Annotated in this window: 24 protein-coding genes, 3 riboswitches and 1 other annotated feature; of the genes, 4 read left to right on the forward strand and 20 right to left on the reverse strand. The window is 36.0% G+C overall.

Features of this window, described 5'->3' with window-relative positions; translation table 11 throughout:
• Positions 1–32: 32 nt before the first annotated feature.
• The 5 genes from MHH71_RS08380 to gltP form a co-directional block, all read right to left on the reverse strand.
• Positions 33–695, reverse strand: coding sequence for a PspA/IM30 family protein (locus MHH71_RS08380; RefSeq protein WP_003196232.1), 663 nt, complete (start codon positions 693–695; stop codon positions 33–35).
• A gap of 44 nt (positions 696–739) precedes the next feature.
• Positions 740–1,096, reverse strand: a complete 357-nt coding sequence (locus tag MHH71_RS08385; protein ID WP_006094181.1) for a lmo0954 family membrane protein — start codon at positions 1,094–1,096, stop codon at positions 740–742.
• A gap of 200 nt (positions 1,097–1,296) precedes the next feature.
• Positions 1,297–2,613: a Na+/H+ antiporter NhaC family protein gene (locus tag MHH71_RS08390; RefSeq protein ID WP_006094179.1), complete on the reverse strand. Its 1,317-nt coding sequence runs from the start codon at positions 2,611–2,613 to the stop codon at positions 1,297–1,299.
• 105 nt (positions 2,614–2,718) lie between these two features.
• Positions 2,719–2,823, reverse strand: a riboswitch (SAM riboswitch).
• A gap of 150 nt (positions 2,824–2,973) precedes the next feature.
• Complete coding sequence (locus MHH71_RS08395) at positions 2,974–3,492, reverse strand: DUF402 domain-containing protein (protein ID WP_018781009.1); 519 nt, start codon at positions 3,490–3,492, stop codon at positions 2,974–2,976.
• Between the two features lie 65 nt (positions 3,493–3,557).
• Positions 3,558–4,829 carry a glutamate/aspartate:proton symporter GltP gene (gltP, locus tag MHH71_RS08400; protein ID WP_003196226.1) on the reverse strand — a complete coding sequence of 424 codons (1,272 nt, stop codon included), beginning with the start codon at positions 4,827–4,829 and terminating at the stop codon, positions 3,558–3,560.
• A 497-nt stretch (positions 4,830–5,326) separates the two neighbouring features.
• Between gltP and MHH71_RS08405 the strand changes: the two genes are divergently transcribed.
• Positions 5,327–6,568 carry a murein hydrolase activator EnvC family protein gene (locus tag MHH71_RS08405; RefSeq protein ID WP_006094176.1) on the forward strand — a complete coding sequence of 414 codons (1,242 nt, stop codon included), beginning with the start codon at positions 5,327–5,329 and terminating at the stop codon, positions 6,566–6,568.
• Positions 6,569–6,774: 206 nt separating this feature from the next.
• The gene (locus tag MHH71_RS08410) at positions 6,775–6,939 is read left to right on the forward strand and encodes a hypothetical protein (RefSeq protein WP_006094174.1); all 165 of its coding nucleotides are present in this window, start codon (positions 6,775–6,777) and stop codon (positions 6,937–6,939) included.
• Between the two features lie 84 nt (positions 6,940–7,023).
• Here the strand turns inward: MHH71_RS08410 and MHH71_RS08415 are convergent, their stop codons facing one another.
• The 12 genes from MHH71_RS08415 to MHH71_RS08470 all read right to left on the reverse strand — a co-directional run bounded on the left by MHH71_RS08415 (position 7,024) and on the right by MHH71_RS08470 (position 18,463).
• Positions 7,024–8,382: a sodium-dependent transporter gene (locus MHH71_RS08415; RefSeq protein WP_033798758.1), complete on the reverse strand. Its 1,359-nt coding sequence runs from the start codon at positions 8,380–8,382 to the stop codon at positions 7,024–7,026.
• Between the two features lie 111 nt (positions 8,383–8,493).
• Positions 8,494–8,739, reverse strand: a binding site (T-box leader).
• Positions 8,740–8,915: 176 nt separating this feature from the next.
• On the reverse strand, positions 8,916–9,533 hold the full coding sequence (locus tag MHH71_RS08420; protein ID WP_033798757.1) for an NAD(P)-binding protein: 618 nt from the start codon (positions 9,531–9,533) through the stop codon (positions 8,916–8,918).
• Entirely contained in the window at positions 9,508–10,260 is a 753-nt protein-coding gene (locus MHH71_RS08425) for a sirohydrochlorin chelatase (RefSeq protein ID WP_006094168.1), read from the reverse strand. The genes MHH71_RS08420 and MHH71_RS08425 overlap by 26 nt, the downstream gene beginning before the upstream one ends.
• Before the next feature lies 1 nt (position 10,261).
• Positions 10,262–11,038 carry a uroporphyrinogen-III C-methyltransferase gene (cobA, locus tag MHH71_RS08430; protein ID WP_033798756.1) on the reverse strand — a complete coding sequence of 259 codons (777 nt, stop codon included), beginning with the start codon at positions 11,036–11,038 and terminating at the stop codon, positions 10,262–10,264.
• Positions 11,039–11,287: 249 nt separating this feature from the next.
• The gene (locus MHH71_RS08435; RefSeq protein ID WP_006094165.1) at positions 11,288–11,500 is read right to left on the reverse strand and encodes a DUF3906 family protein; all 213 of its coding nucleotides are present in this window, start codon (positions 11,498–11,500) and stop codon (positions 11,288–11,290) included.
• An 11-nt stretch (positions 11,501–11,511) separates the two neighbouring features.
• Positions 11,512–13,134 carry a nitrite/sulfite reductase gene (locus tag MHH71_RS08440; RefSeq protein ID WP_006094164.1) on the reverse strand — a complete coding sequence of 541 codons (1,623 nt, stop codon included), beginning with the start codon at positions 13,132–13,134 and terminating at the stop codon, positions 11,512–11,514.
• An 11-nt stretch (positions 13,135–13,145) separates the two neighbouring features.
• Positions 13,146–13,739 (reverse strand): adenylyl-sulfate kinase, encoded by a 594-nt coding sequence (gene cysC, locus MHH71_RS08445; protein WP_006094163.1) that lies wholly within the window; start codon positions 13,737–13,739, stop codon positions 13,146–13,148.
• Between the two features lie 12 nt (positions 13,740–13,751).
• Positions 13,752–14,888, reverse strand: coding sequence for a sulfate adenylyltransferase (gene sat / locus MHH71_RS08450; protein ID WP_018781014.1), 1,137 nt, complete (start codon positions 14,886–14,888; stop codon positions 13,752–13,754).
• A gap of 45 nt (positions 14,889–14,933) precedes the next feature.
• Positions 14,934–15,638, reverse strand: a complete 705-nt coding sequence (locus MHH71_RS08455) for a phosphoadenylyl-sulfate reductase (protein WP_006094159.1) — start codon at positions 15,636–15,638, stop codon at positions 14,934–14,936.
• Between the two features lie 85 nt (positions 15,639–15,723).
• Complete coding sequence (locus MHH71_RS08460) at positions 15,724–15,867, reverse strand: YezD family protein (RefSeq protein WP_003196202.1); 144 nt, start codon at positions 15,865–15,867, stop codon at positions 15,724–15,726.
• Positions 15,868–15,936: 69 nt separating this feature from the next.
• Positions 15,937–16,045, reverse strand: a riboswitch (SAM riboswitch).
• Positions 16,046–16,151: 106 nt separating this feature from the next.
• Complete coding sequence (lysA, locus tag MHH71_RS08465) at positions 16,152–17,468, reverse strand: diaminopimelate decarboxylase (protein ID WP_018764217.1); 1,317 nt, start codon at positions 17,466–17,468, stop codon at positions 16,152–16,154.
• 331 nt (positions 17,469–17,799) lie between these two features.
• Positions 17,800–17,982: riboswitch (Lysine riboswitch) on the reverse strand.
• 88 nt (positions 17,983–18,070) lie between these two features.
• Positions 18,071–18,463, reverse strand: coding sequence for a DUF3888 domain-containing protein (locus MHH71_RS08470; RefSeq protein WP_018764216.1), 393 nt, complete (start codon positions 18,461–18,463; stop codon positions 18,071–18,073).
• A 207-nt stretch (positions 18,464–18,670) separates the two neighbouring features.
• On the opposite strand from MHH71_RS08470, the gene MHH71_RS08475 reads away from it, so the two are divergent.
• The gene (locus MHH71_RS08475; RefSeq protein ID WP_033798754.1) at positions 18,671–20,557 is read left to right on the forward strand and encodes an LTA synthase family protein; all 1,887 of its coding nucleotides are present in this window, start codon (positions 18,671–18,673) and stop codon (positions 20,555–20,557) included.
• 379 nt (positions 20,558–20,936) lie between these two features.
• The gene (gene pssA / locus MHH71_RS08480; RefSeq protein ID WP_026008425.1) at positions 20,937–21,644 is read left to right on the forward strand and encodes a CDP-diacylglycerol--serine O-phosphatidyltransferase; all 708 of its coding nucleotides are present in this window, start codon (positions 20,937–20,939) and stop codon (positions 21,642–21,644) included.
• Positions 21,645–21,674: 30 nt separating this feature from the next.
• Here the strand turns inward: pssA and MHH71_RS08485 are convergent, their stop codons facing one another.
• From MHH71_RS08485 to MHH71_RS08495, 3 genes are all read right to left on the reverse strand, one after another.
• Positions 21,675–22,646 (reverse strand): 2-hydroxyacid dehydrogenase family protein, encoded by a 972-nt coding sequence (locus tag MHH71_RS08485; protein ID WP_006094154.1) that lies wholly within the window; start codon positions 22,644–22,646, stop codon positions 21,675–21,677.
• 150 nt (positions 22,647–22,796) lie between these two features.
• Positions 22,797–22,961 (reverse strand): DUF4025 domain-containing protein, encoded by a 165-nt coding sequence (locus MHH71_RS08490; protein WP_003196190.1) that lies wholly within the window; start codon positions 22,959–22,961, stop codon positions 22,797–22,799.
• 69 nt (positions 22,962–23,030) lie between these two features.
• Positions 23,031–24,053 carry a histidinol phosphate phosphatase domain-containing protein gene (locus MHH71_RS08495; protein WP_006094153.1) on the reverse strand — a complete coding sequence of 341 codons (1,023 nt, stop codon included), beginning with the start codon at positions 24,051–24,053 and terminating at the stop codon, positions 23,031–23,033.
• Between the last annotated feature and the right edge of the window lie 6 nt (positions 24,054–24,059).

Here is a 24,059-nt window from a genome sequence, read left to right on the forward strand (position 1 = left end):
ATATCATAAGCTCGTTTTATAATGTACTACAATTATTTTGTTACTTCTTTTGTTAAGGATACTTCATCCTTTTCTTTCATTTCACGCTCAAGCTTTGCAATTTTCATATCAAATGTATCACGCTCATGATCTTCATTCATGCGAAGTTCTAAATCACGAATGTGATCTTCAATTTCTTCAAATCGTAAGAATGGGTTGTTCTCATCCATTTTATGAAGAGCTGTATTCATGCGACGGTTCGCATGAGCCATGTTTTCACGTGCCATTAATTCCATACGCTTTGCATTCATTTCTTTTAGTTTATTTTTCATTTCAGAAAGACGTCGTTCTAACTCATCGATTTGCTCCACTACACCTGCATACATTTCTTCTAGTCGAGCTACTTGCCCTTCATAATATGCTACTTCTTCTAATGCACGTTCATGCAATTGCATTTCCCCTGCTTCTTGTGCAATTATCGCCTGTTTTGATCGCTTATTTACGAAATAACGAGCCTGCTCAAGTTCACGAGCAAAATTAGATTTTAGTGTTTTATGACGCTGAATTAATTTTTCAATTTTTGTTACTTCACGCTCGCTATCGCGTAAATATTGATTTAACATAGCGATTGGATTTTTTCTTTCTTTCTCATCTAAAACATTATGAAAATCTGCTAAAATTGCATCGCGTACACGTCCGAATAAAGATTGTTTCATTATAATCTTCCTCTCTTCTACTTTATGATTTAAATTGTTTTATATTAGTTTTTCATTAACTTGTTCCACTCATCTTCAAAGTTGCTATATCGTTTAGAGCCTTCTGAAGCAGAATCAACTACTACATCTTTTTCTTTTTTCCACTCACGGTATCCATAGTATAGAACTACTAATGCTACGATACCGATTAATGCTGGGGAATGGGAAAGGGCAATTGACAAGCCGATTAAACCGCCAATACCCCAAACTAACTTTCCAAAAAATGATTGTGCTCGCACAAATGATTTATAGCTCCAGTACACAATCCCTGCTCCAATTGCGAATCCTACAATACCAGCAAGACTACCAAGAGCAATCAAAGCCAAAATACCGGCCGCGATAAACGCTAAAAATTGTTTCATCTTGTGCTTGCCTCCCTTCGATTTGATACTCTTATCTTAACTATTTTTTTGACTTTCCATAACGAGCTTAAGAACCGTTTTCGAATCAGACTTAAGACCTATTCCGGGTCAGCCCTACATTAATATGCATATAAAGTTAAACAAAGCGTATATACGCTTCATAAAGAAAAGAGGATGCCTTATATAAGACATCCTCTTCTTTACGCTGTTTTATGATATTCTTTTTTTTCCGCTACCTTCGAAAACCGCGGAAAACCAATTAAAATGGAGACTATACCACATACTCCAACTAAAATTGGATAAAACGCATATGGTAACAGTTCAATTGGAGATAATGCGGCAAATCCTGCTGCTGTTAACATTTGTGCACCGTACGGAATTAATCCTTGTATGCAGCAAGAGAAAAGATCTAACACACTCGCTGATTTTCGTGGATCAATTTCATATTGATCGGCAATATTTTTTGCAAGCGGTCCTGTGAAAATAATAGAAATTGTGTTATTCGCTGTACACATATTCGTCATACTCACTAAACCGGCGATTCCAAACTCCGCGCCTTTTTTCGAACGAATATTACGTGTTAATATATCCATTAAATATTGAATACCACCATTATATTGAATGAGTTCAACCATTCCACCGATTAAAATTGCTAGTAATACTAACTCCATCATACCGCCAATGCCAGTCGTTACACTTTTAAAGAAACTCGCTAATGTATAACTTCCATCTATTAGGCCGATAATGCCAGATAATACAGTTCCACCTGTTAATACGATGAGCACATTCCATCCAAGCAACGCTGTAACAAGTACACCTGCGTATGGTAAAATTTTCACCCAATCAAACATATGAGCTTTAATTTCTGTATGATTCCCTAATGTAATAACTACTAATAGTACAATCGTTATAATTGCAGCTGGCAGTACAATTAAAAAGTTCGTTTTAAACTTATCTTTCATTTCTGTTCCTTGCGAACGAACAGCTGCAATTGTCGTGTCAGAAATAAATGATAGATTGTCACCAAACATTGCCCCACCGACAACTGTTGCCATCGTTAACGCAATAGAAATATCTGTTTGCTGGCTAATCCCTACAGCAATTGGTGCTAACGCTGCAATAGTTCCCATCGAAGTTCCCATCGCTAGTGAAATAAAGGCCCCTATAACAAAAATCCCAGCAACGATAAACCCTTGCGGTAAAATAGACAGTGCTAAATTAACTGTAGAGTCAACTCCACCCATTCCTTTTGCTGTTTCAGAAAACGCACCAGCAAGTACAAAAATCAACACCATAATCATAATATCCGGATTACCAGCCCCTTTGGCAAACCGTTCAACTTTCACTGTAAAGCTTTCCTTACGATTCATCACTAACGCTGTTCCTACAGCTATTAAAATCGCAACAAGTATCGGCAATTTATAGAAATCACCTGTAATAATGCCAGAACCAATAAATAGCCCCAAAAATATTCCAAGCGGTAATAACGCCAAACCATTCCCTCTCGTTTGTTTCAAAATAACATCTCTCCCTATTTCTAAACTATTTCTAAACCTTTTCTATTCAATAACAAAAGACCTCTTCCGAAAAGAAGAGGTCTTATAATTCTATAAGAAACACTCTCCTCATCTTTCAAGCACATGCTTGCTGGATTTGGCACAGCACTCCATCGTGAGTCCGCTGCCGAGGCATCGTAGGGCCAGTCCCTCCGCCTCTCTTTATAAGAAGGTTTCATATTTTATTTTTAATAATAATTTCTTTCCTAACTTTACTCGCTTACAAATCAAAAGTCAATTATTATTTGTATAAAAACAGTTGGTATTTTTTTGATATTTATACAAAAACACGAATAAATCAGCATAAAGAAAGGAAAATAGTCATTTTAATTTTTGAATTTCTTTTTCTAAAATTGCAATCCAAGGAAGCTTTTCTTTTTCAATTTCCTCCATAAGCCATTTGGCCGTATCCCACGCTACATTATGTTCTTCTTCAGAAATATCTCCAGCTATATACGCTTCTTCTAATTCATCTTCATCCAGTAAATATACCTCACCGTTAGGTAATAACACTACATCCAAATATAAATCGTCGAAATAGGGCATACCTCGCCCATCTATTCTAAATTTTTTTGCCACATCAATATAATACTGCACTAAGTTCTTCTTTTCATCGAGCATAGCTGTAATCGCAAAGTTCTTATCATTTATAAAATACTGCACCCATGTGTATCCATCATTTACAATGCAAAGTTCTTGATTATTATATTGCTTGTAACTAGGCTCTGTCACTTTGGGCGTATGCAGTATCCCTAACATTCCTTGCTCTATGATCTTCACTTCATATGTTTTCTCTATTAGCCGTTCCCAGGACGAACCATCTCCGTATTTCCGTTTCATTATTCTCTCTCCTTTACTATGCAAAAAAGCCCCCACATCTTATGTGAGGGCTTTTACGACAATTATTACGCTGCTTGTTTCTCTGAAATCTCTTTTAAATAGGCTTGTCCTTTTGCATCGTCATATTGACCTTCCCACTTAGACATAACAACAGCTGCTAAAGAGTTACCTACAACGTTAACTGCTGTACGAGCCATATCTAAAATACGGTCAATACCTGCGATAAATGCTAAACCTTCTGCTGGAATACCTACTGTACCAAGTGTCGCTAATAGTACAACGAATGATACTCCTGGTACACCGGCAATCCCTTTAGATGTAACCATTAATACAAGTAATAATGTAATTTGTTGTGTAATGGATAAATCAATACCGTACATTTGCGCTAAGAAAATTGCCGCAATCGCTTGGTATAGCGTCGATCCATCTAAGTTAAACGAGTAACCAGTTGGAATAACGAAAGATGTAATTGCTTTCGGACAACCGAATTTCTCCATTTTCTCCATCAGTTTCGGTAAAACCGTTTCTGAGCTCGCAGTAGAATACGCTAAAATCAGCTCATCTTTTAAAATTTTGAAGAATTGGAAAATATTAATCCTGAATAATTTTGCCGTAAGTCCTAATACAACTACGACGAAGAAAATCATGGATCCATAAACGACGATTACTAATTTCCCTAACGGAATTAATGAAGCTAAACCAAATGTAGAAACTGTAACACCGATTAATGCGAATACACCAAATGGTGCGAACTTCATAACTTGGTTTGTTACGTAAAACATTGCATCTGCTACGCCTTGGAAAAATTGAAGAACCGGTCGTCCTCTTTCACCAACCGCCGCAACTCCTAAACCAAATAGTACAGAGAAGAAAATAATGGCAAGCATATCGCCATCAACCAATGATTTCATAATATTCGTCGGAACGATATTTACAAATGTATCTGCAAACGAATGACTTTGCACTTGAGCTGTCGTTTCTGCATATTTAGAAATATCAGTCTTTGTTAATTGATCCATATTCACGCCTTTTCCTGGTTGAAAAATATTCGCTACCAGTAGGCCAACAACAATCGCAATCGTTGTAATAATTTCGAAGTAAATAATTGTCTTTCCGCCTAATCGACCTAGCTTTTTAACATCACCAACTCCTGCAACCCCAACAATGATGCTCGCTACGACGATTGGTACAACAATCATTTTAATTAATCGGATGAAAATATCACCAATTGGTTTTAAGTATCCTACCACTGTGCTATCGCCATAAAAAATTGCCCCAACTGCAATACCAAGCGCAAGACCTATTAAAATTTGCCATGCAAGTCCTATCCTTTTCATACTTGCTGCAACCCCCTTCTTAGATGCATTAACTCTCCCCTTCTCTTGTTCTATGAAACTAAGAAATTAAGAGTATTACATATTATTCGACAATTCACTACATTTTGTCCCTGTTAAAAATCATAAATCAAAAAATGAAATCTGACAACAAAATAAATTTGTGTGAATACAAATAATTTTCTTGACAAAAATAAAACTCATGTCAGAAAACCTAACATGAGAACGATTCCTCACTATTCACTTATAGATTTTAAAACAAAGCTTTATTGTGTAAAATGAAATCATTTTTATTCATTTTATGTGCTGCTAAAATTAAAAAATTCGATTCTTAATACCAATTTCAACTTTACAATTAGACGACAAACTCTCCTAAAATATTCTTAATTCCGACAATACTTAGCAATTTTATAAAATTTTCTTTACAGTATGATTACAACAATAGACACCCTTCTTCTTCTTATGATATATACATTCATAGGGAAAGGAGCTAGACAACAATGAAAAAATTTGCAACTTTCAGCGTTTTAGCAGCAGGAACTATTTTTGTTTCTCCGTTACTTTCACCAGTACACGCGGAAACAAATCAAGATAAATTATCTACAATTGAATCAGAATTAGAAGGACAACAAAGCGACTTACAAAATAAATCAGCAGAGAAAGAACAAATTGAAAAAGAAATACAAGAATTACAAAAAAAGATTGATGAACTAACTATTTCTATTAATAAAAATGAAGCTGATTTAAATGATACAAAGAAAGAAATTAGCAAGACTCAACAAGTCATTGCTGAGAAAAAGAAACATATTGAGCAATTACAAATCAACATAGATACACGTCAAGATGTCATTAAACAACGACTGCAATCTATGCAAGAAAAACCTCGCACAAATATCATTACGGAAGTGTTAACAAATTCAAATAACATCGCAGATCTTGTTGACAATATATATTCCGTAAGTTTGATTTTAAATAATGATACCGATATTGTAAAAAAACAAACAAGTGATCAAGAGGCTGTAACAGCAGAAAAAGAGGCTGTTGAGAAAAAGGAACAGCAATTAGAGGAATCCAAACAAAAATTAGAACATAAGCAACAAGAATTGCAAGCGAATCAACAGCAGCAACAAGCGCTCATTAACGATTTACATACGAAAGTATCCAAAGTAGATTCTGAGATTGAGGGATTAGAAGAATCGAAAAGCATTTTAGAAAATCAACGACAAGCGGTTCAAAAAGCAATTGAAGAAGAAAAACGAGCGGAAAAAGCTCGTAAAGCTGAAGAGGCACGCAAGGCAGAGGACGCAAAAAAACAATCTGCACCAACACCGCAAGATACGAACAAAGGTGGATTTATTAAGCCAGCCGCTGGTTCAAAAACTTCTGGATTCGGCGCTCGTTCCCTAGATAATCATAAAGGCATTGATATCGCAGCCGCTGGAACAGTTCCAATTATCGCCGCTGCAGACGGTGTTGTTATTCGTTCCGAATTATCATCCAGTTATGGAAACGTCGTTTACTTATCACATCGTATAAACGGAAAAACTTATACAACAGTATATGCTCATATGAGCAGCCGTTCTGTATCTAATGGACAAACTGTAAAACAAGGTCAACAATTAGGATTTATGGGAAACACCGGTCAATCTTTCGGACAACATTTACATTTTGAACTTCATATTGGCGAATGGAACGTGGGTAAAACAAATGCAGTTGATCCTTCTAGTTATATCGGATTATAAAGTGAAACTTTAATCATTGTTTTTTCCTCCGCATGTGGAAATTTTGAGGCATGGGTTTTACTGGCGGATAAATAGAAGACTCGGTACATACCGAGTCTTCTATTTATCCCGAAAGCAATGGTTTTGTCCCCAAAATTATTTTTAACACTTTATAGGCATTTTACATAAACTAAAACAAAATGCCTATTCATCTAGGGGGGATACACATGAATACAGAACAACAAGCAGAACTACAAGAAGCCCAAGAAACATATGTTGGCCGATTATTTACGCTTGGTAGTGCGATCCTATTTTTAATTGGTTCCGTTATATCAATTGCTACAGCTTATAAAACATATACTCGTTTATTAAAAACATCTGCATCACAATAAATTGAAACTTTAATCAGCGAGAGTATTACTGTCCGTGAATAGCGGGATAAAATAAAAAAGGCAGGGGAATCTCCCCTCGCCTTTTTATTTTGCAAACATCTTAAATATACCAATTGCATTTAAAAATACGATTACTACTGTAATTGGAATTATATAACGTAGTAAGAAAAACCAAATGTTAAATAATGTTTTTCCCTTTGTTTCTATAACTTCTAATTCTTTCATTAGTAAATCTTTACTCATTTTATTCGGTACAAACAATGAAATTGCTAGTACCCCTAACGGCAGCAATACATTACTTACCGTAAAGTCCACTAAGTCAAAAAATGTTTTTCCGAAAACTTTTACATCACTCATAATTCCAAATGATAGTGCAGATGGAATTCCAACCGCAAAAATTAGTAATCCAATAACAAATGATGCCGAAGGACGTTTTTTCTCATTATCTTTCGCTACAGATGCAACAACAATTTCAAGCATCGAGATTGCAGAAGTTAAGGTTGCAAAGAAGAATAAAATTAAAAACATAATAAAGAAAAATTGTCCGAATGGTATTTTCGCAAATACAGCTGGAAGAATAATGAACAATAAACCTGGTCCTTCTGTCGGTTTAACCCCTAATGCGAAAATCGCCGGGAAAATTGCTAGTCCCGCAAGCACTGTAATAAAAATCGTTAAGCTTACAATTGATGTTGCTGATTTCGCTAAATGCTCCTCTTTCTTTAAGTATGAGCTGTATGTTACCATTACCGAAGCACCTACTGTTAGTGAAAAGAAAGATTGTCCCATCGCATATAAAATCGTATCGGCTGTTAGCTTTGAAAAATCCGGTTTTAAGAAAAACTCTACACCAGCCCATGCACCATCAAGTGTAAGAGCACGAATAATAATAGCAATAAACAAAATAAATAATAGCGGCATCATATACTTACTTGCCTTTTCGATTCCTTTTTCTACACCTTTACTTACAACAAAAATAGTACAAAGCATAAAGATTAACTGAGCACCTACTGCGCTAGCAGGATTCGAAATTGTTTGTTCAAACAATTTTCCATATTCAACTGCCCCACTCCAAAAGCTTCCTGTCACACTATAATATAAATATAATAAAATCCATCCACCTACGACGCTATAAAAGGATAATACACTAAAACAAGTGACAACACCCATACGACCAATCCATGGATATAATTTACTATTTGGTACTAACAATTTATATGCAGTAACCGCTTCTTTTTGTGTACTACGACCAATAACAAACTCTGCTAAAAGAAGAGGCATACCAATAAATAAAGTTAATAATAAGAAGACTAGAAAAAACGCTCCCCCTCCGCCATTACCTGCAACGTACGGAAACTTCCATATCGCTCCAAGTCCTACTGCGGCTCCGGCTGCTGCGAGTACAAAACCTATTTTCGATGTCCATTGCTGTGTTTCTTTCATTGTAAATTCTCCTTTTCTGAACATTTCCGCTTTTCTTAATTATACACTTTCATTTCATACTCGCACACCTCCTTTAGAAAATAAAAAAGCCCCCTACACGCTACTATGCATGTAGAGGACGATATATGTAATAATACCGTGGTACCACCTCGATTGGATTAAACAATCCCACTTGTTCAGGTACAGGAAAAATTCCGATACCCTATCCTTGTAACGGCGGAACCCGGGGTGCCTACTAAATAGTTCAGCATACCTCTCGCAAGCCCATTCTGTATATTTTATCGTACCAGGCTCACACCTTATCCCAGCTCTCTGAACGCATCAAATATACGTACTCTTCTTGCTCATCGATTTCATCTATTGAAGTTACTTGTGATTATAGAGTAGATTGCTATATTTGTAAAGAGGAATTTAATTTGTCCGGCTATATAAAAGGATCTGACCGCTTCTACGCATGGCCGGATGCTCTCTTCCACCTAAAAAGAAAGGTTTATCTCAGTTTTTCAATTTATATTTTAAGCAATACGTGTATTCTATTCTACACATACTCTTTCAGCTAACTCTTGTAAAAACCTTCCTCTTTTCTGCTGGTTTCGAATATACTCAAGCTTCAACACTTCTTGCAATAAAATATTCTGTTGTCTTTTTTCTAGTCGTAATTGTTTCACCTTCATCCTTACTTCATATAAGAAATCAAGATAGTCTTCATATGTCTCATCATATTTCATCGCAATATCATCCCGAATTTTTTTCGCAAGTTTTGGACTTGCACCTCCAGTAGAAACGGCAACATTGAGCTTTCCTCTATGCATAGTTGCTGGAAAATGAACATTTCCACTTTCAGGATTAGTAATCACATTCACAAGCTGGTTTAATGATGCATCTTGTGCAATATGCTCATTTAATATTGCATCACTTGTAGCTGCTACTACTAAAAATGCATCTTCTAGATCACTTTTTTCATAGTCTTTTTGAAACCAGTGAATTTTCTTTGATTCTACAAGCTTCATTAAACTCTTATCTAAACCACGACTCACTACTACTATATTCGCTCCTTCTTTTAGTAAAGGCGCGATTTTAAATGATGCCACTCGGCCACCACCAATGACAACAACTCGTTTATTTCTAATTCGAACTGTAAGTGGGTACACGCTCATCTCCCCTTAAAATTTCTTCCGTTTTCTGAATCAACATTTCTTGAAATACATGATTTTTCCCCAAATAGGGACATACATGTATACTCGAATAACTATAATTGCGAACCTCTCGTTCAATATGTTTCATTAACAATCCTGTAAATAGTAGGTAAGGAAGAACAACGATGTTCTCATTAGCTCGGTTTACAACTGCTTTTAACTTTTCCTCAAATCGCGGCTCCGCTGCAGCTAAATAACATACTTCTACCTTTCCAACTTTCTCTTCTTGTTCAAACAAAAAAGCAATACGCTTAATACCTTGTAACGTCTCAGGATCACTACTGCCCCTTGCAACAAGCAATAGGGTCACTTCATTTTCATACTCTTTAATGCCACTTCCCTTATACGCAGCCGATACGAGTGATTCCGAAACACCAAACGGATTCCCGTAAGTCATTACAATGTGAGGATATTTATTTTTCATTTTTTTTAACTCATTTGGGATATCTTCTTTCACATGCCCTGCTGCTAATAAAAAGACCGGAACAACAACAATTTCTGTTGCGCCTCTTCTTACGCAAGCAGCAAAGCCTTCTGAAATAAAAGGCTTTGCTAACTCTAAAAAACATAGCTCTTGAATAGGAGCTGATACACGATTCATACAAGAAGAAACAAAGTCTATCGCTTCCTCTTTCGCCTCTCGCAACCTACTTCCATGGCATATATATAACACAGCTTTCATTTTATAACACTCCGCTTACTGGATACGTAATGTCAGCCTGGCGTTCAAACCAATGAATTTTTTCACGAAAACGAACAACTTCTCCAATCACAATCATACTCGGATTTTGAATCCGCTCTTTTCCAGCAATCGTTACAATTGTTCCTAACGTTCCTGTAATGGTTCGCTGAGATGATGTAGTTCCCCACTCCACAATAGCAACTGGCGTATCTTCTCCTTTTCCATGTTTCAAAAGCTGTTCACATATATAAGGAAGATTGCTTACTCCCATATAAACAGCAAGCGTGTCAACACCTTTCGCTAAGCTTTCCCACTTCACTTCTTCTCCAGCCCCCTCTTTCCGATGCCCTGTCACAACAGCGAAACTTGCGCTCGCGTCCCGATGTGTAACAGGAATACCAGCATATGCTGAAGCAGCAATCCCAGCTGTAATACCAGGTACAATTTCAAACAGAATACCATGCTTTGCTAACGCTTCCGCTTCTTCACCACCTCTTCCGAATACAAATGGATCTCCACCTTTTAAACGGGTTACAATTTTTCCTTTTTTCGCATATTTAACAAGAAAAGCATGAATCGTTTCTTGTTTCATGGTGTGATAGTTTGGTAGCTTCCCACAATATATTAAGTCTGCATCTGACTTTGCATAAGAAAGTAATTCCTTATTTACAAGACGATCATATAAAATGACATCCGCTCGTTCGATACACTTTACCCCTTTTACAGAAATTAACTCTGGATCTCCCGGCCCCGCACCAACGATATATACTTTTCCCATCATCTCTCCTCATTTCTACTATAAGGTGAAACTTCCATCCCTATTACGAATAGAAGTTACTATATAAATCCATTTTGATTTTCCAACATATAAATCACTGCTATAAAGAACAAGAGGTGACCCGCACTCGTTTTCTCTCTTTGTTTTCACTCGACATGAGGCAAGAAGAGGAGCTGACCGCTGCTAGGCATGGTCGAATGCTCTCTCCCACCTAAAAAGAAAGGTTTGATATCGGTTTTTCAATTTGTATTACACTGTCTCCTGCTCATGAATGACAAATGCTGCACCTTTTCGAATCTTCTTCTTTTCATATAGAGAGATTTCCTTCACTTCTGGAAGCGGTAAAAAATACTTCTCTAATTCTACTTCCACAAGTTTAAAAGCCTGTTCTTCACTTTGCGCAACAACCACTACAGGAACAACACCATTTGCCAATACTGCTTCAAAACGATACAAATCCATATTGCTCCCTCCTAAGATGCAATCACTTCTTCTAAAATATGATTTAAGGCCCCTTGTAAATCTTCTATACCAACGCGTCCTACAAACTCATAAAATGTTTCAGCTGGCAGTTTATGTTCTTTAAAATATGTTAAAAACGATACAAGAACATTGGGAAGGTCTTCTCCATCAATCTTTCCTTTTAATTTTTGATTATAGACACCACCATCTAATAACGTACCACCTACATAAATTTCAAATGCTTCAACAATTCCTTTTTCTTTCGTTTTCAATTTCACCCCTTGCAAACCAATGTCCGCAATTTGTCTTTGTCCACATGAATTTGGACATCCTACCATATGAATACGAACCGGAACATCTAAAGCAAACTGTGTATCTAAATAATCTGCAATATTACGTAGTCTTTCTTTCGTTTCTACTAATGCAAGGTTACAATACTCAATACCTGTGCATGATACCGCATATCCGATGAAAGATTTTGGACTTGCAGAAATAGATTCAAATAAAGGTTCTTTTAACAGTCCTTCTACATTACCTTTCGGAACATTCGGAATAATGAGGTTTTGTGAGTTACATGTACGAATTTCACCATTTCCGTACTGTTTCGCAATTCTAGCAATTTCAAAGAACTCCTCAGAGTGTAAGCGACCAACCGGTACGTTAAAACCAACGTATGATAAATCCCCTTGTTTTTGCTTATGAACACCGTAGAAATATCCAGCATTCCATCCTTTTAAAGCACCCTTCCCCTTATCATGTAAATGTCCTGTATATTCTAATAATTTTTCTTTGAATTTTTCCGGTCCCCAATCCGCAACTAAGAATTTCAAACGTGCCAAATGTCGTTTTTCACGATATCCAAAATCACGGAAAACAGTAGCAATTGCAATCGCAACTGTTTTCACTTGCCCAGGAAGTATGAATAAATCTAGTTCTTGTGCTAAATACGGACGGGCAGATAACCCCCCGCCTACTCGTAAATGAAATCCCTCCACCGTTTTTCCATCAATCTCTTTTGTAGCCGGAATGAAGGCAGCACAGTTAATTTCAGCATTTGCTGCATTATATACGTTTGTACTGATCGACATTTTAAACTTTCGAGGTAAGTTTGAAAATTCTTCATTATGTTGAAAGAAATCATATACCTCTTTTACAATTGGTGCTGTATCAAATAGTTCATCACCATCAATACCAGCAAGGGGGTTCCCAATAATATTTCTTGTAATATCACCACAAGCTCCCGCTGATGATAATCCTACTTTTTCTAAGCGGTTAAAAATATCTGGTATTTGACCAATTTCAAGCCAATGGAATTGAATCGCCTGTCTTGTAGTAATATCAAGAACATCACGACCATAATCTTCCGCAATTGAAGCCAATACCTCCACTTGTTCATTCGTTAAAATACCAGAAGGAATATTAACGCGCATCATAAAATACCCTGCCTCTTTTGGACGTTGTAAATATAACCCCGCCCACTTAAATGAATCCCACTCTTCTTTCGGAATAGAATCAAATCCATTTTCAGCATAATACGGAATAGCTTTAAAGATTTCTAAGCCATCTTTTTCTAATTTCTTTTTCTCTGTAGCATTTAACTTTTCATTGTTTGCCCACACTTTGTCATAACTCATTTTTATTCCCCCTATATAAAGCTACGCTCTTGTAAGTAACCGATGATTTGTTCTGCACATTGTTCAATCGAATAAAGCTGCGTTTCTACAACCACTTCTGCTCCAAACGGCTCTTCATATGGCGAATCAATGCCGGTAAATTGCTTAATATCACCTTGCCTCGCTTTTTTATAGAGCCCTTTCGGATCACGTTTCTCACATTCTTCTATTGGACACTTTACAAACACTTCGAGAAATTCGTCCTTTTCAAGAATATCCCTTACTTGCTGGCGATCCACTCGAAATGGAGAAATAAATGCTGTTAATACAATTGTCCCTTGATCTACAAATAACTTCGCCACTTCACCAATACGACGAATATTTTCTGTCCGATCACTTTCGGAAAATCCTAAATCTTTATTTAAACCATGACGAATATTATCGCCATCGAGTACATAATTACCAATATTTTTTTCAAATAATTTTCGGGCAACCGCATTTGCTACTGTTGATTTTCCAGAAGCTGATAAGCCTGTGAACCAAAGGACAAAACTGTGGTGACCACTTTTCTTTCGTCTTTCCTCTTTTAAAACAGATGCTGTATGCCAAGTGATATTTGTTTCCATCCTACTCTCTCCTTATTTTGTAACGACTTCTTTTTGTAAACCACGAATTAATATTTCTATAACTTCTTTACGGCTAAATTCACTTGGTGGAATTTCTCCATTTCGCAACATTTCTCTTACTTTCGTCCCTGATAAAATAACATGTTCTTCTTTACTGTGCGGACATGTTTTTGTAGAGGCCATCGCCTCACATTTTGTACAGTAAAAACTATGTTCAAAGAAGAGTGGTGCAATCCCTAACTCTTCTACTGTAAAATTCGTAAAAATCTCTTGCGCTTCGTACGTACCGTAATAATTCCCTACCCCAGCATGATCACGTCCCACAATGAAGTGTGTACAACCAAAGTTTTTTCTAACCAGTGCGTGAAATATCGCTTCACGTGGTCCCGCATAGCGCATTGCTGCTGGAAAAACACTTAAAAAGACACGGTCACTCGGATAATAATTTTTCAAAAGCACTTCATAACTTTCCATACGTACATCAGCTGGAATATCATCTGATTTCGTTTCACCAACGAGCGGATTTAAAAATAAGCCATCTACAATTTCCAGTGCAGACTTTTGAATATATTCATGTGCACGATGAACAGGATTTCTCGTTTGAAAACCTACCACTGTTTTCCAGCCACGTTTTGCAAACTCTGCACGTGTTTCACTTGGATCTAAATGATAAGAAGCAAACTTATCATTTTCAAAACGCTTCACAAGCGTAATTGTTCCTCCAACATAAACATTTGGTCGATCATATAACTTTTTCACACCTGGATGGGCAGTATCAGTCGTTTTATAAACAAGCAATGCTTCCTTGTCTTTATCCGGTGTAAAAATATCTTCTATTTGAATCACACCATATGTGGTCCTTTCTTTGACAAGACGAACCTCTTCACCAATTTTTAATTGCTTCGCCTTCTCTTCTGTTATTGGTAGTGTAATAGGTATACTCCATACATCACCACTTACTAAACGCATGTTTTCTATAACAGATTGATAATCTTTCTTCCCTAAAAATCCAGTAAGCGGGCTATAACCACCTATTGCAATAAGCTCTAAATCACTTAAAGCAATTTTGTCCAATTCAATTTCTTTTGTAATCCCCTTTATTTCATATGTTTCATCAATACGATTTACTAATATTTTGGTTTTACTCATTCCCCTGTCCGCCTCTTTCACATATATTTAAAATCAACCATGTCCTTATTGATCATGAAGGCCACATTCCGTTTTCATCTTTCCAGCCCATCGTCCATCCCTTGAATCTCGCCCCTCTCCCACAGGTAACGTACATTTTTCACACCCTATACTTGGGTAACCCATGTCGTGCAATGGATTATAAGGCAAATCATGCTTATATACATAACGCCACACTTCCTTCCACGTCCAATGAATAAGCGGACAAATTTTAATAGATTGGAAGCGGTGATCCTGATTTATAAACCTTGTATGTTTACGCGTTTCAGATTGTTCCCTTCTTAGCCCTGATATCCACGCTTTTCCATTCGATAAAGATTCTTCAAGTGATAAAATTTTCCTTAATTTACAACAAAGATTCGGATTATGTTCCCACAAACGATCCCCATGCTTTTTTGCTTGCTCCTCAAGTGTTAGCAAGGGTTGCTTTTCAATAATTTCAAGATCCGGAAACCTTTCGCGCACCCGTTTAATTAAATCGTATGTTTCTTGAAAATGAACGTTTGTATCTAAAAATACAACTTTTGCAGATGGATTTACTTGGTTTATAAGATGTAACAACACCATCCCCTCTACACCAAAGCTACATGCGTATACAATTTCATTTTCATAATGTTTATAGGCCCACTCTAATACTTGTAACGCTCCTTTTGTTTCATCTTTCTCAAAAAAAGAAACGAAATCCTCTTTCCACGTTTCATACGTCAGCATGTTCTCCCCCCCTGTAACGCAAAAAGACGGTTTTAACCTAATAAAATAGATTAAAACCGCCTCTAGTTTTTCTAGTCAGCGCTTTTTACTTTAAGCGTACCTTTTCACTTTTTTCAAGCTGAATCACTTTTCCATCTTGCACAACAATTGTAATAGAACCATATTTCATATCCGCAAGCATCGTTTGAATTTTCTCAGCTACTTCGTCAAAATGTCCACGCACTCCCACGAACAGCCCCCCTTTTTATTCATAAAAAAAATCTTTTCCATTTCGAAAAGACTGTTCGGTAATATATTTACCTTATCTTTCAAAATGGATGCCATTTTGCTGGACTTAGCACCTTGCTTCTTATAAGCAGGTTGCTGAGCTTCGTAGGGCCAGTTCCCTCCGCTTCTCTTGATAAGCTTTGTATTTGTATTTTATCATAATTCTGATTTTTTTCAATCCTAGTTTTCCGATATATTTTATATTTTTAAAAAGGGGTTGCTCTATTTGAACAACTCCTTTTATCATTACACAAGCTCTTTTATACGTATGCGATCGTTCCCAATTATATTTTCATATGTTTCACGTTCAACAACAATTTGTGATGCCCCACCTTTTGCAAATACTACAGCCGGTCTGCGAATACGATTATAATTATTAGCCATAGAATATCCATATGCTCCTGTACAAGAGATCGCTAACAAATCTGCTGTAGCAACTTGCGGCAGTTCTATATCCCAAATAAGCATATCTCCACTCTCACAACACTTTCCAGCAATTGAAACAACTTCTTCAGCCTCTTCTTTCCCTCGATTTGCTAGCATCGCCTCATAACGAGCTCCATATAAAGCTGGTCTTAAATTATCTGTCATTCCCCCATCGACTGACACATATTTACGAATGCCAGGGATATCTTTTACAGCTCCTACTGTATAAATTGTTGTTCCTGCATCCCCAACAATACTACGACCTGGTTCAATCCATATTTCAGGAAGTGGATAATTATTTCTTGTAAATTGTTCTCTCACTGCATCTGTTACAGCATGCACATATGTTTCAAGGGTAAGTGGTCTATCAGCTTCCGTATAACGAATACCAAAACCTCCACCAACATTTAACACCGTTACAACATAACCAGTCTGCTCCCTTATCTCTTCTAAAAAATTATGCAATACTTCAACCGCTCGAACAAATCCTGCTGTTTCAAAAATTTGTGACCCAATATGTGAATGAATACCTAACACATTATAATTTGATTTCTCTAGCGCTATTCGAATCGCCTGCATTGCCTGACCAGCCGAAACTCCAAAACCAAATTTCGAATCATCTTGCCCTGTTGTAATATATTCATGTGTATGCGCCTCTACTCCAGGTGTAACTCGAATTAATATATTTACAATTTTTCCATACTGCTGTGCTAAGTCATGTAATATTTCCATTTCAAAGAAATTATCTACCACAAAGCAGCCAACATCTGCTTGCAGCGCCATGACAATCTCTTCTTCGGTCTTATTATTACCATGAAAATGAATGCGTGATGCAGGAAAACCAGCTTGCAAAGCAGTATACAATTCGCCCCCAGAAACAACATCTAAAGACATATTTTCTTCACGAGCTACTCGGCACATCTCCATGCACAAGAACGCTTTACTTGCATACGCTACTTGGTAAGAGAATCCACTTTCCTGGAAAGCACGATGAAACGCGCGGCATTTTTCCCGAATAGAAGCCTCATCGTATACATAAAGTGGGGTCCCATACTGTTTAGCTAGCTGCGTTGTATCGCATCCTCCAATTTCTAAGTGTCCTTGCTCATTGATTCGGCTTGTGCCGTGTAAATACATTTGAATTCCTCCCTTATTTCCTCTAAAACTCATAACCCCAATCTTCTTCTATTCATTGCAGCGCGTTTTTAGATAAAGTGAAACTTTATTCAGTGGGAGTTTCATCCCAAATGATTATTAGCCTTCACCAATCGGGCTTTTACGGGCAGTTGATCCTCCACCTAACTTCTTTGTTTTCTCAGAATGTTAAGATATGAGATCCTACTGCCCGTTAAAGCGGGGTAAACAAAAAACGCGCGGAACAATGTTCACACGCGTTTCTTATTAGGAATAATGTATCATGAAAAAATAAACGAGTTGTTATCTTCTCAAATAAGAAACCGCATCAACATCTCCAAATAGCTCTCCATAAAATAAAATCTTATGACAGTACTACATTTATTCAATGCAGTCCCAATATATGAATGACGTGGTCACTCTTATATTTCGGCAATAGTCCCTTTCAATCTATGATCACAGATTCCACTAAATCTCCCATAGCTTACTCTTTCCTATCGCGGCCTCTACCTTTGAGAGTAGATGAGGTAAGTCTATTTAATTTTCAAACATCTTATATTGGTATTAACAATACCAAACGAATAAATTATTTGTCAAACAATTTTTCACATTGTTTTTTTACAATTTAATTTCGTATCATCTGGTAAGCGCTTTATATCTATTTTTTTCACAGTCCATTCTCCCTCATCATTATTAAACGTAATTCTTATTTTTTCGAATGGCGGAAGTACTTTCCCACCTATGGCTTCATATTTCGTCACTTCAATTACCGCTTGAAATAAATATGTACCACTATACATTTTTTTCAAACTAACAATCTTCGGGCATTCATACGGTTTTTGTTTCCCATAATGCTTCTCAATCGCTACATTTATTTGCGGAAACAAAACGGAATAAAGAGCATCTTCTAATAATGGCGCATCATATTGTGCAGCAAAAACTGTAGGGGTAGAAAAGAATAAAAAACCACTACATATGAAACAAAATAACTTTTTCATCATAACCTCCGTATCAAAATGCGATATGGTTATTGTCTCCGTTTTCTCTTTTTCTAACCAATTCTTATAAAAATTATCCACAATTCTGCTTTGTTTTCGTATAATAGTACATAAAGATATACGACTGTTCGTATATTTAAAGTGAAACTTCTATCATTAGAACTACAATCACTAGAACCGTCACTTACAGTAGGAGAGGAGTATGTTATGCTACAACATTTGTTTCCAAAATTACGATTTGCACTTGTTGCAGTCGTTTTATTATGGATAAAAACATATATAGTGTACAAGCTAGCCTTCGATATTAAAATTGATAGCTTCTTTGAAGAAATGATGCTTTTGTTTAATCCAATTGCTTCATTGCTTTTATTTTTTGGTCTAGCTTTATTAGCATCAAAGTATCGAAATCGAATTATTATTGGAATCAGCTTTTTGCTGTCATTTATTTTATTTGGAAACGCGATGTTCTACGGTTTTTATAATGACTTTGTCACATTCCCTGTTTTATTCCAAACAAATAACATGGCTGATTTAGGAACCAGTATTAAAGAACTATTTACGTACAAGACATTACTTCTATTTGCGGATGCAATTATTCTAATGTTTATTTTACGTAAGTTCCCGAAATTTTGTGATAATACGCCACTATCTCGCTCTGAAAAACAAAGCTTTTTTAGTGGTATAACAGCTCTGTTAGCATTGCAAGTTATTGTTTCTGTCGTTCATAAACCGCAGTTATTTTCACACTCTTTTGATCGTCAAACCGTTGTGAAAAATCTTGGTTTATACACATATCATCTATTTGACATTACACTTCAGTCTAAATCTTCTGCAGAGCGTGTATTTGCAAGTGGAGACGGTTTTTCTGAGATTAAAAACTACGTGAATTCAAAAAATAAACAAGCTGATAAAAGTTTATTTGGAGTTGCAAAAGGAAAAAATGTCATTTTAATTTCAATGGAATCTACACAAAATTTTGTTATCAACAAAAAAATAAATGGAAAAGAAATTACTCCATTTTTAAATCAATTTATAAAAGATAGTTATTACTTCGATAACTTTTATCATCAAACTGGACAAGGAAAAACATCCGATGCCGAATTTATTGTAGAAAATTCATTATATCCATTAGACCGTGGCTCTGTATTCTTTACACATGCAAACAATGAGTACACAGCAACTCCTGAGCAGTTAAAAAAATATGGATATTATTCCGCAGTCTTCCATTCGAATGATAAAACTTTCTGGAATCGTGATGTAATGTATCCAGCACTCGGATACGATCGTTATTTTAACCTAAATGATTATACAGGAACAGAACAAATGTCTGTTGGATGGGGACTAAAAGATAAAGAGTTCTTTGAACAATCGATCTCCAAGCTTAAATCTTTACCACAACCGTTTTATACAAAATTTATTACATTAACAAATCATTTCCCATTTCTTTTAAATCCAGAAGATCAATATATTAATGAGTATAATTCTGAGAGTGGTGTACTAAATCGTTATTTCCCAACCGTTCGCTATACAGATGAATCTCTGAAACTATTTATCAATCGATTAAAAGATGAAGGGTTATACGATAACTCAGTTATTGTTATTTACGGAGATCATTACGGTATTTCTGAAAATCATAATGCTGCTATGGCACAATTTCTCGGTAAAGAATCCATAACTCCATTTGATTCGATGCAATTGCAACGTGTACCACTTATTATTCATGTACCTGGTCAAGAAGGAAAAGTTATTTCTAAAGTATCTGGACAAATCGATATAAAACCAACATTGCTCCATTTACTTGGTGTCAAAACAAACCAATCCATTGAGTTTGGTACCGATTTATTTGCAAAAAATGAGCATCCACTTATGATTATGCGTGATGGTAGTTTCGTAACAAACGATTATGTTTATACAAAAAATATGTGCTATAAAAAAAGCACAGGTGAATCTATTGATTTAGCAATTTGCCAGCCATATATTGAAAAATCAAAAACAGAATTAAGTTATTCTGATAAACTTATCTATGGCGATTTATTACGATTTGATCCTAACAATAAATACAAAACGGGAACAATGATAACTAAATTTGAATAACCCTAAAAGCAACCTTAAATGATAACAATTTGAGGTTGCTTATTTCTTAATTAAATTTTTACCCTTTCATAAACATGATGATCTTATCTAACAAAATCTCTCCCCAACTCAAAGCTCAGTAGAATTGAACTCCCCCCACCTTCACTTCGTTTAGAGGAGGGGGTCTTCTCGGTTAAAATGATAAAAAAGTTAGACAAGGGATAAACTACTCATGAAAGCCTGCCTTAATGAACCACATCACTGAATACGATTTCACTTGATGAAATCTTTCACAAAATGGGAATTTTTTCGTACGTGGAAAGAAATTTATGTTATGATAAAACAAGTAAACTTTCATACACTAATTAAGAATTTATTACAGAAAGCAAGGGATCAGATTTTGTATAGAGCAGCAATTCCAAACTTATTTACGCTCGGAAATTTATACAGTGGATTTTTATCAATCGGCTATGCATCTTTAGGGTATTATAAACCAGCTGCTATTTTAGTACTAATCGGGATGATGTTAGATAGTCTTGATGGTCGGGTTGCTCGTTTATTGCGTGTTGATTCACAAATGGGAAAAGAACTTGATTCACTCGCAGATGTTGTAACATTCGGTGCTGCGCCTGCAGTTTTAATGTACTACACTTCCTTTTCCAATTACGGAATTATCGGACTATACATAGCAGGCCTATTCCCTCTGTTCGGAGCATATCGCTTAGCAAGATTCAATGTAACGCCTTCCTCTACTTCTATGAAATATTTCACTGGCGTTCCTATTACTGCAGCAGGAGGACTTGTTGCCTTCTTAACATTGTTTTCACATACCATTCCAAAAATTGTCCTCATTACAGTATTTGTAACGTTTGCATTTTTAATGGTAAGCCGTATTCGCATCCCAAGTTTAAAAGATGTGCCAATTCCACGATACAGTATCATTGTTACACTATTTTTAATTGGCAGTATTTATACAATGTATAAAACAAGTTTTGGCAACATTTCAGTATTTCTATTCATTGCTATTCCACTTTATATTTTGTTTATGTTATCTCAATTTATTAGGCAAAGACCTTCTCATAAAAAACGAGCAAATAAAGAAAAATAGAAAGAACCCTTCCAGTTGGAAGGGTTCTTTCTATTTTGTAACAAATTCCTTTTGGTTTACAGGTGTTAATGGTTCTTCTCCTTCTAATACAGCTAAAATGTTACGCACTGCCATTTCAGCCATAGCGTCACGAGTTTCAAATGTTGCGTTTCCAACATGCGGAGTAAGGACAATATTTTTCAGTCCCTTTAATCTCTCTGTAATTTTCGGTTCAAACTCAAATACATCAAGAGCTGCCCCTTCAATTTCATTTGTCTCTAACGCATGAGCAAGCGCTAGTTCATTCATAATTGGACCACGTGCTGCATTTATAATATATGCTGTTTTCTTCATCATTTTAAATTGTTCTTCATTAATCATATGATGAAGACTTGGATTATACGCACAATTAATCGTAATAAAGTCTGCTGTTTGTAATAGTTCTTCTAATGTTACATATGTTGCTTCTATTTCACTTTCTGTCTCATACTTACGGTTTGGACCTGTATACATCACATTCATTCCAAATGCTTTTGCACGTTTCGCAACTGCTTTTCCAATTTCACCAAGACCGATGATTCCAATTGTTTTCCCATATACTTCTCGGCCGAGGAAAAAGAGTGGTGCCCAGCCATTAAATCCCACTGTACGACATAGTGTATCTCCTTCTGGAATTCGTCTTGCAGCCGCTAAAAGAATAGCAAATGTTAACTCTGCTGTTGCTTCTGTTGAAACTTTCGGTGTATTTGTAACTACAACTCCTTTTTCTGCTGCATACTTGTAAGCAATATTATCGTAACCTGCACCATAGTTGGCAATAATTTTCAAATTTGATGCTGCATCAATCACTTCTTTTGTTACCTTTGTAGAAAGTAAACTTAACAGTGCATCTTTATCCTTAACTCGCTTTGCTAATTCTTCGGTACTGATTAACTCTTCTTTGTCATACATTTCTATTTCATGATTTTGTAATAACTGTAATCCGATTTCTGGAATATTTCCTGCTACTAATATTTTCGCCATTACTAAGCACCTCTTCTATTTAAAAATGAGAACTTCCTTACATTTTATTGTAAGAAATCTATGTCAAAAAAGCCAAGAAATTTGATTACAGTTTTGAAAATCGACACTTTTTCTCATAAGAAAAGGGGAGATGGATATCTCCCCTTTTACTTATTGTTCTTCACTAGATTGTTTTCCCAGCTTTGCATCAATCGTTCCCTCTGCTACCGTATCACTAATTTGTTCTTGTACTACAGAATCAACTTCCTCGTTCGTTTGGGAAGTATAACTTTGATTCGTCACTTTCATACTCTGTTTATTATTTTGTTTTACCATTTAAAACCCTCCTTTATCATTCTTTCTTATTTTGAGCAAAAAGAAAGGTTTTCATCACGAAATCATGTTTTACTTTGAAACAATTACCGATTCTTCTTCAAGCAGTTGCATCTTCCTCACCCGTTTTTCAAATGTAGCAACATGAGAAATACCATGATTACGTAATGTTTTCACATTTTCTTGGACATAATTTCCTAAATCATTTGGGTAATGAGCATCTGATGAAAGAGTAATTGGCACTTTATATTTTGCCAACACTTGTAAATAAAGTGGACTTGGACACATCTCTCGAACAGGATAACGATAATATAATCCAGCATTTACTTCCGTTGCTGTATTTGTTTCTATTAATGCCTTAGCAATTCTTTCGTAATGTGGAATCTGTACATTTTCATCTAATCGATAATTAAATACTTTTATATTATCAAGATGCGCTACAATATCAAACACTCTCGAACGAACGGCCTTTTCAACTGTTGTGAAAAATACATCATACAATGTACTTAGCTGATGGTTTTCGAAATATTCTTTCGTATCTGGGTTATCAAATCCCCATCCATCAATAAAATGCACAGAACCAATTACGTAATCCCAATCTCCTAATGCCAATAATTTTTGTAATTCATCTTCCCCACCCATAAAATAATCAGCTTCAATCCCTAGACGCAGTACTACTCCTCTTTTTCTCCAGCGCTCCTTTGCCTCTTGGATTGCTTTTGTAAAATCAGAAATCGATGCTACTCGCACTTGATCTAGCCATTCTTTCTGCAGACGACCGAGCTTTGACTCACTAATGTCTACATATTTCTCATAATATTCCTTCGCCTCATAAAAACGATATAAGTGATCAACAATACCAACTTCTTTTATTCCTTTTCGCAGTGCTTCTTCTAAATAGAAATCAATCCACTCTATTGTAAATGGACCCTCTTGTACTCTTTTTTGCAAGCGTTCTTGTGTTTTCATAAGCCATTCAATCGAATGCCGCTCTTCTTCTAACGGTTGATAATATTCTATTGATTGATTTATTCTCGCCAACCACCCTAGCGAATACGGCCCCTCTTCTAAATGAAGGTGATAATCCACTTTCATAGTTCC

This window comes from Bacillus sp. FSL H8-0534 (assembly GCF_038005885.1).
GTDB lineage: Bacteria > Bacillota > Bacilli > Bacillales > Bacillaceae_G > Bacillus_A > Bacillus_A pseudomycoides.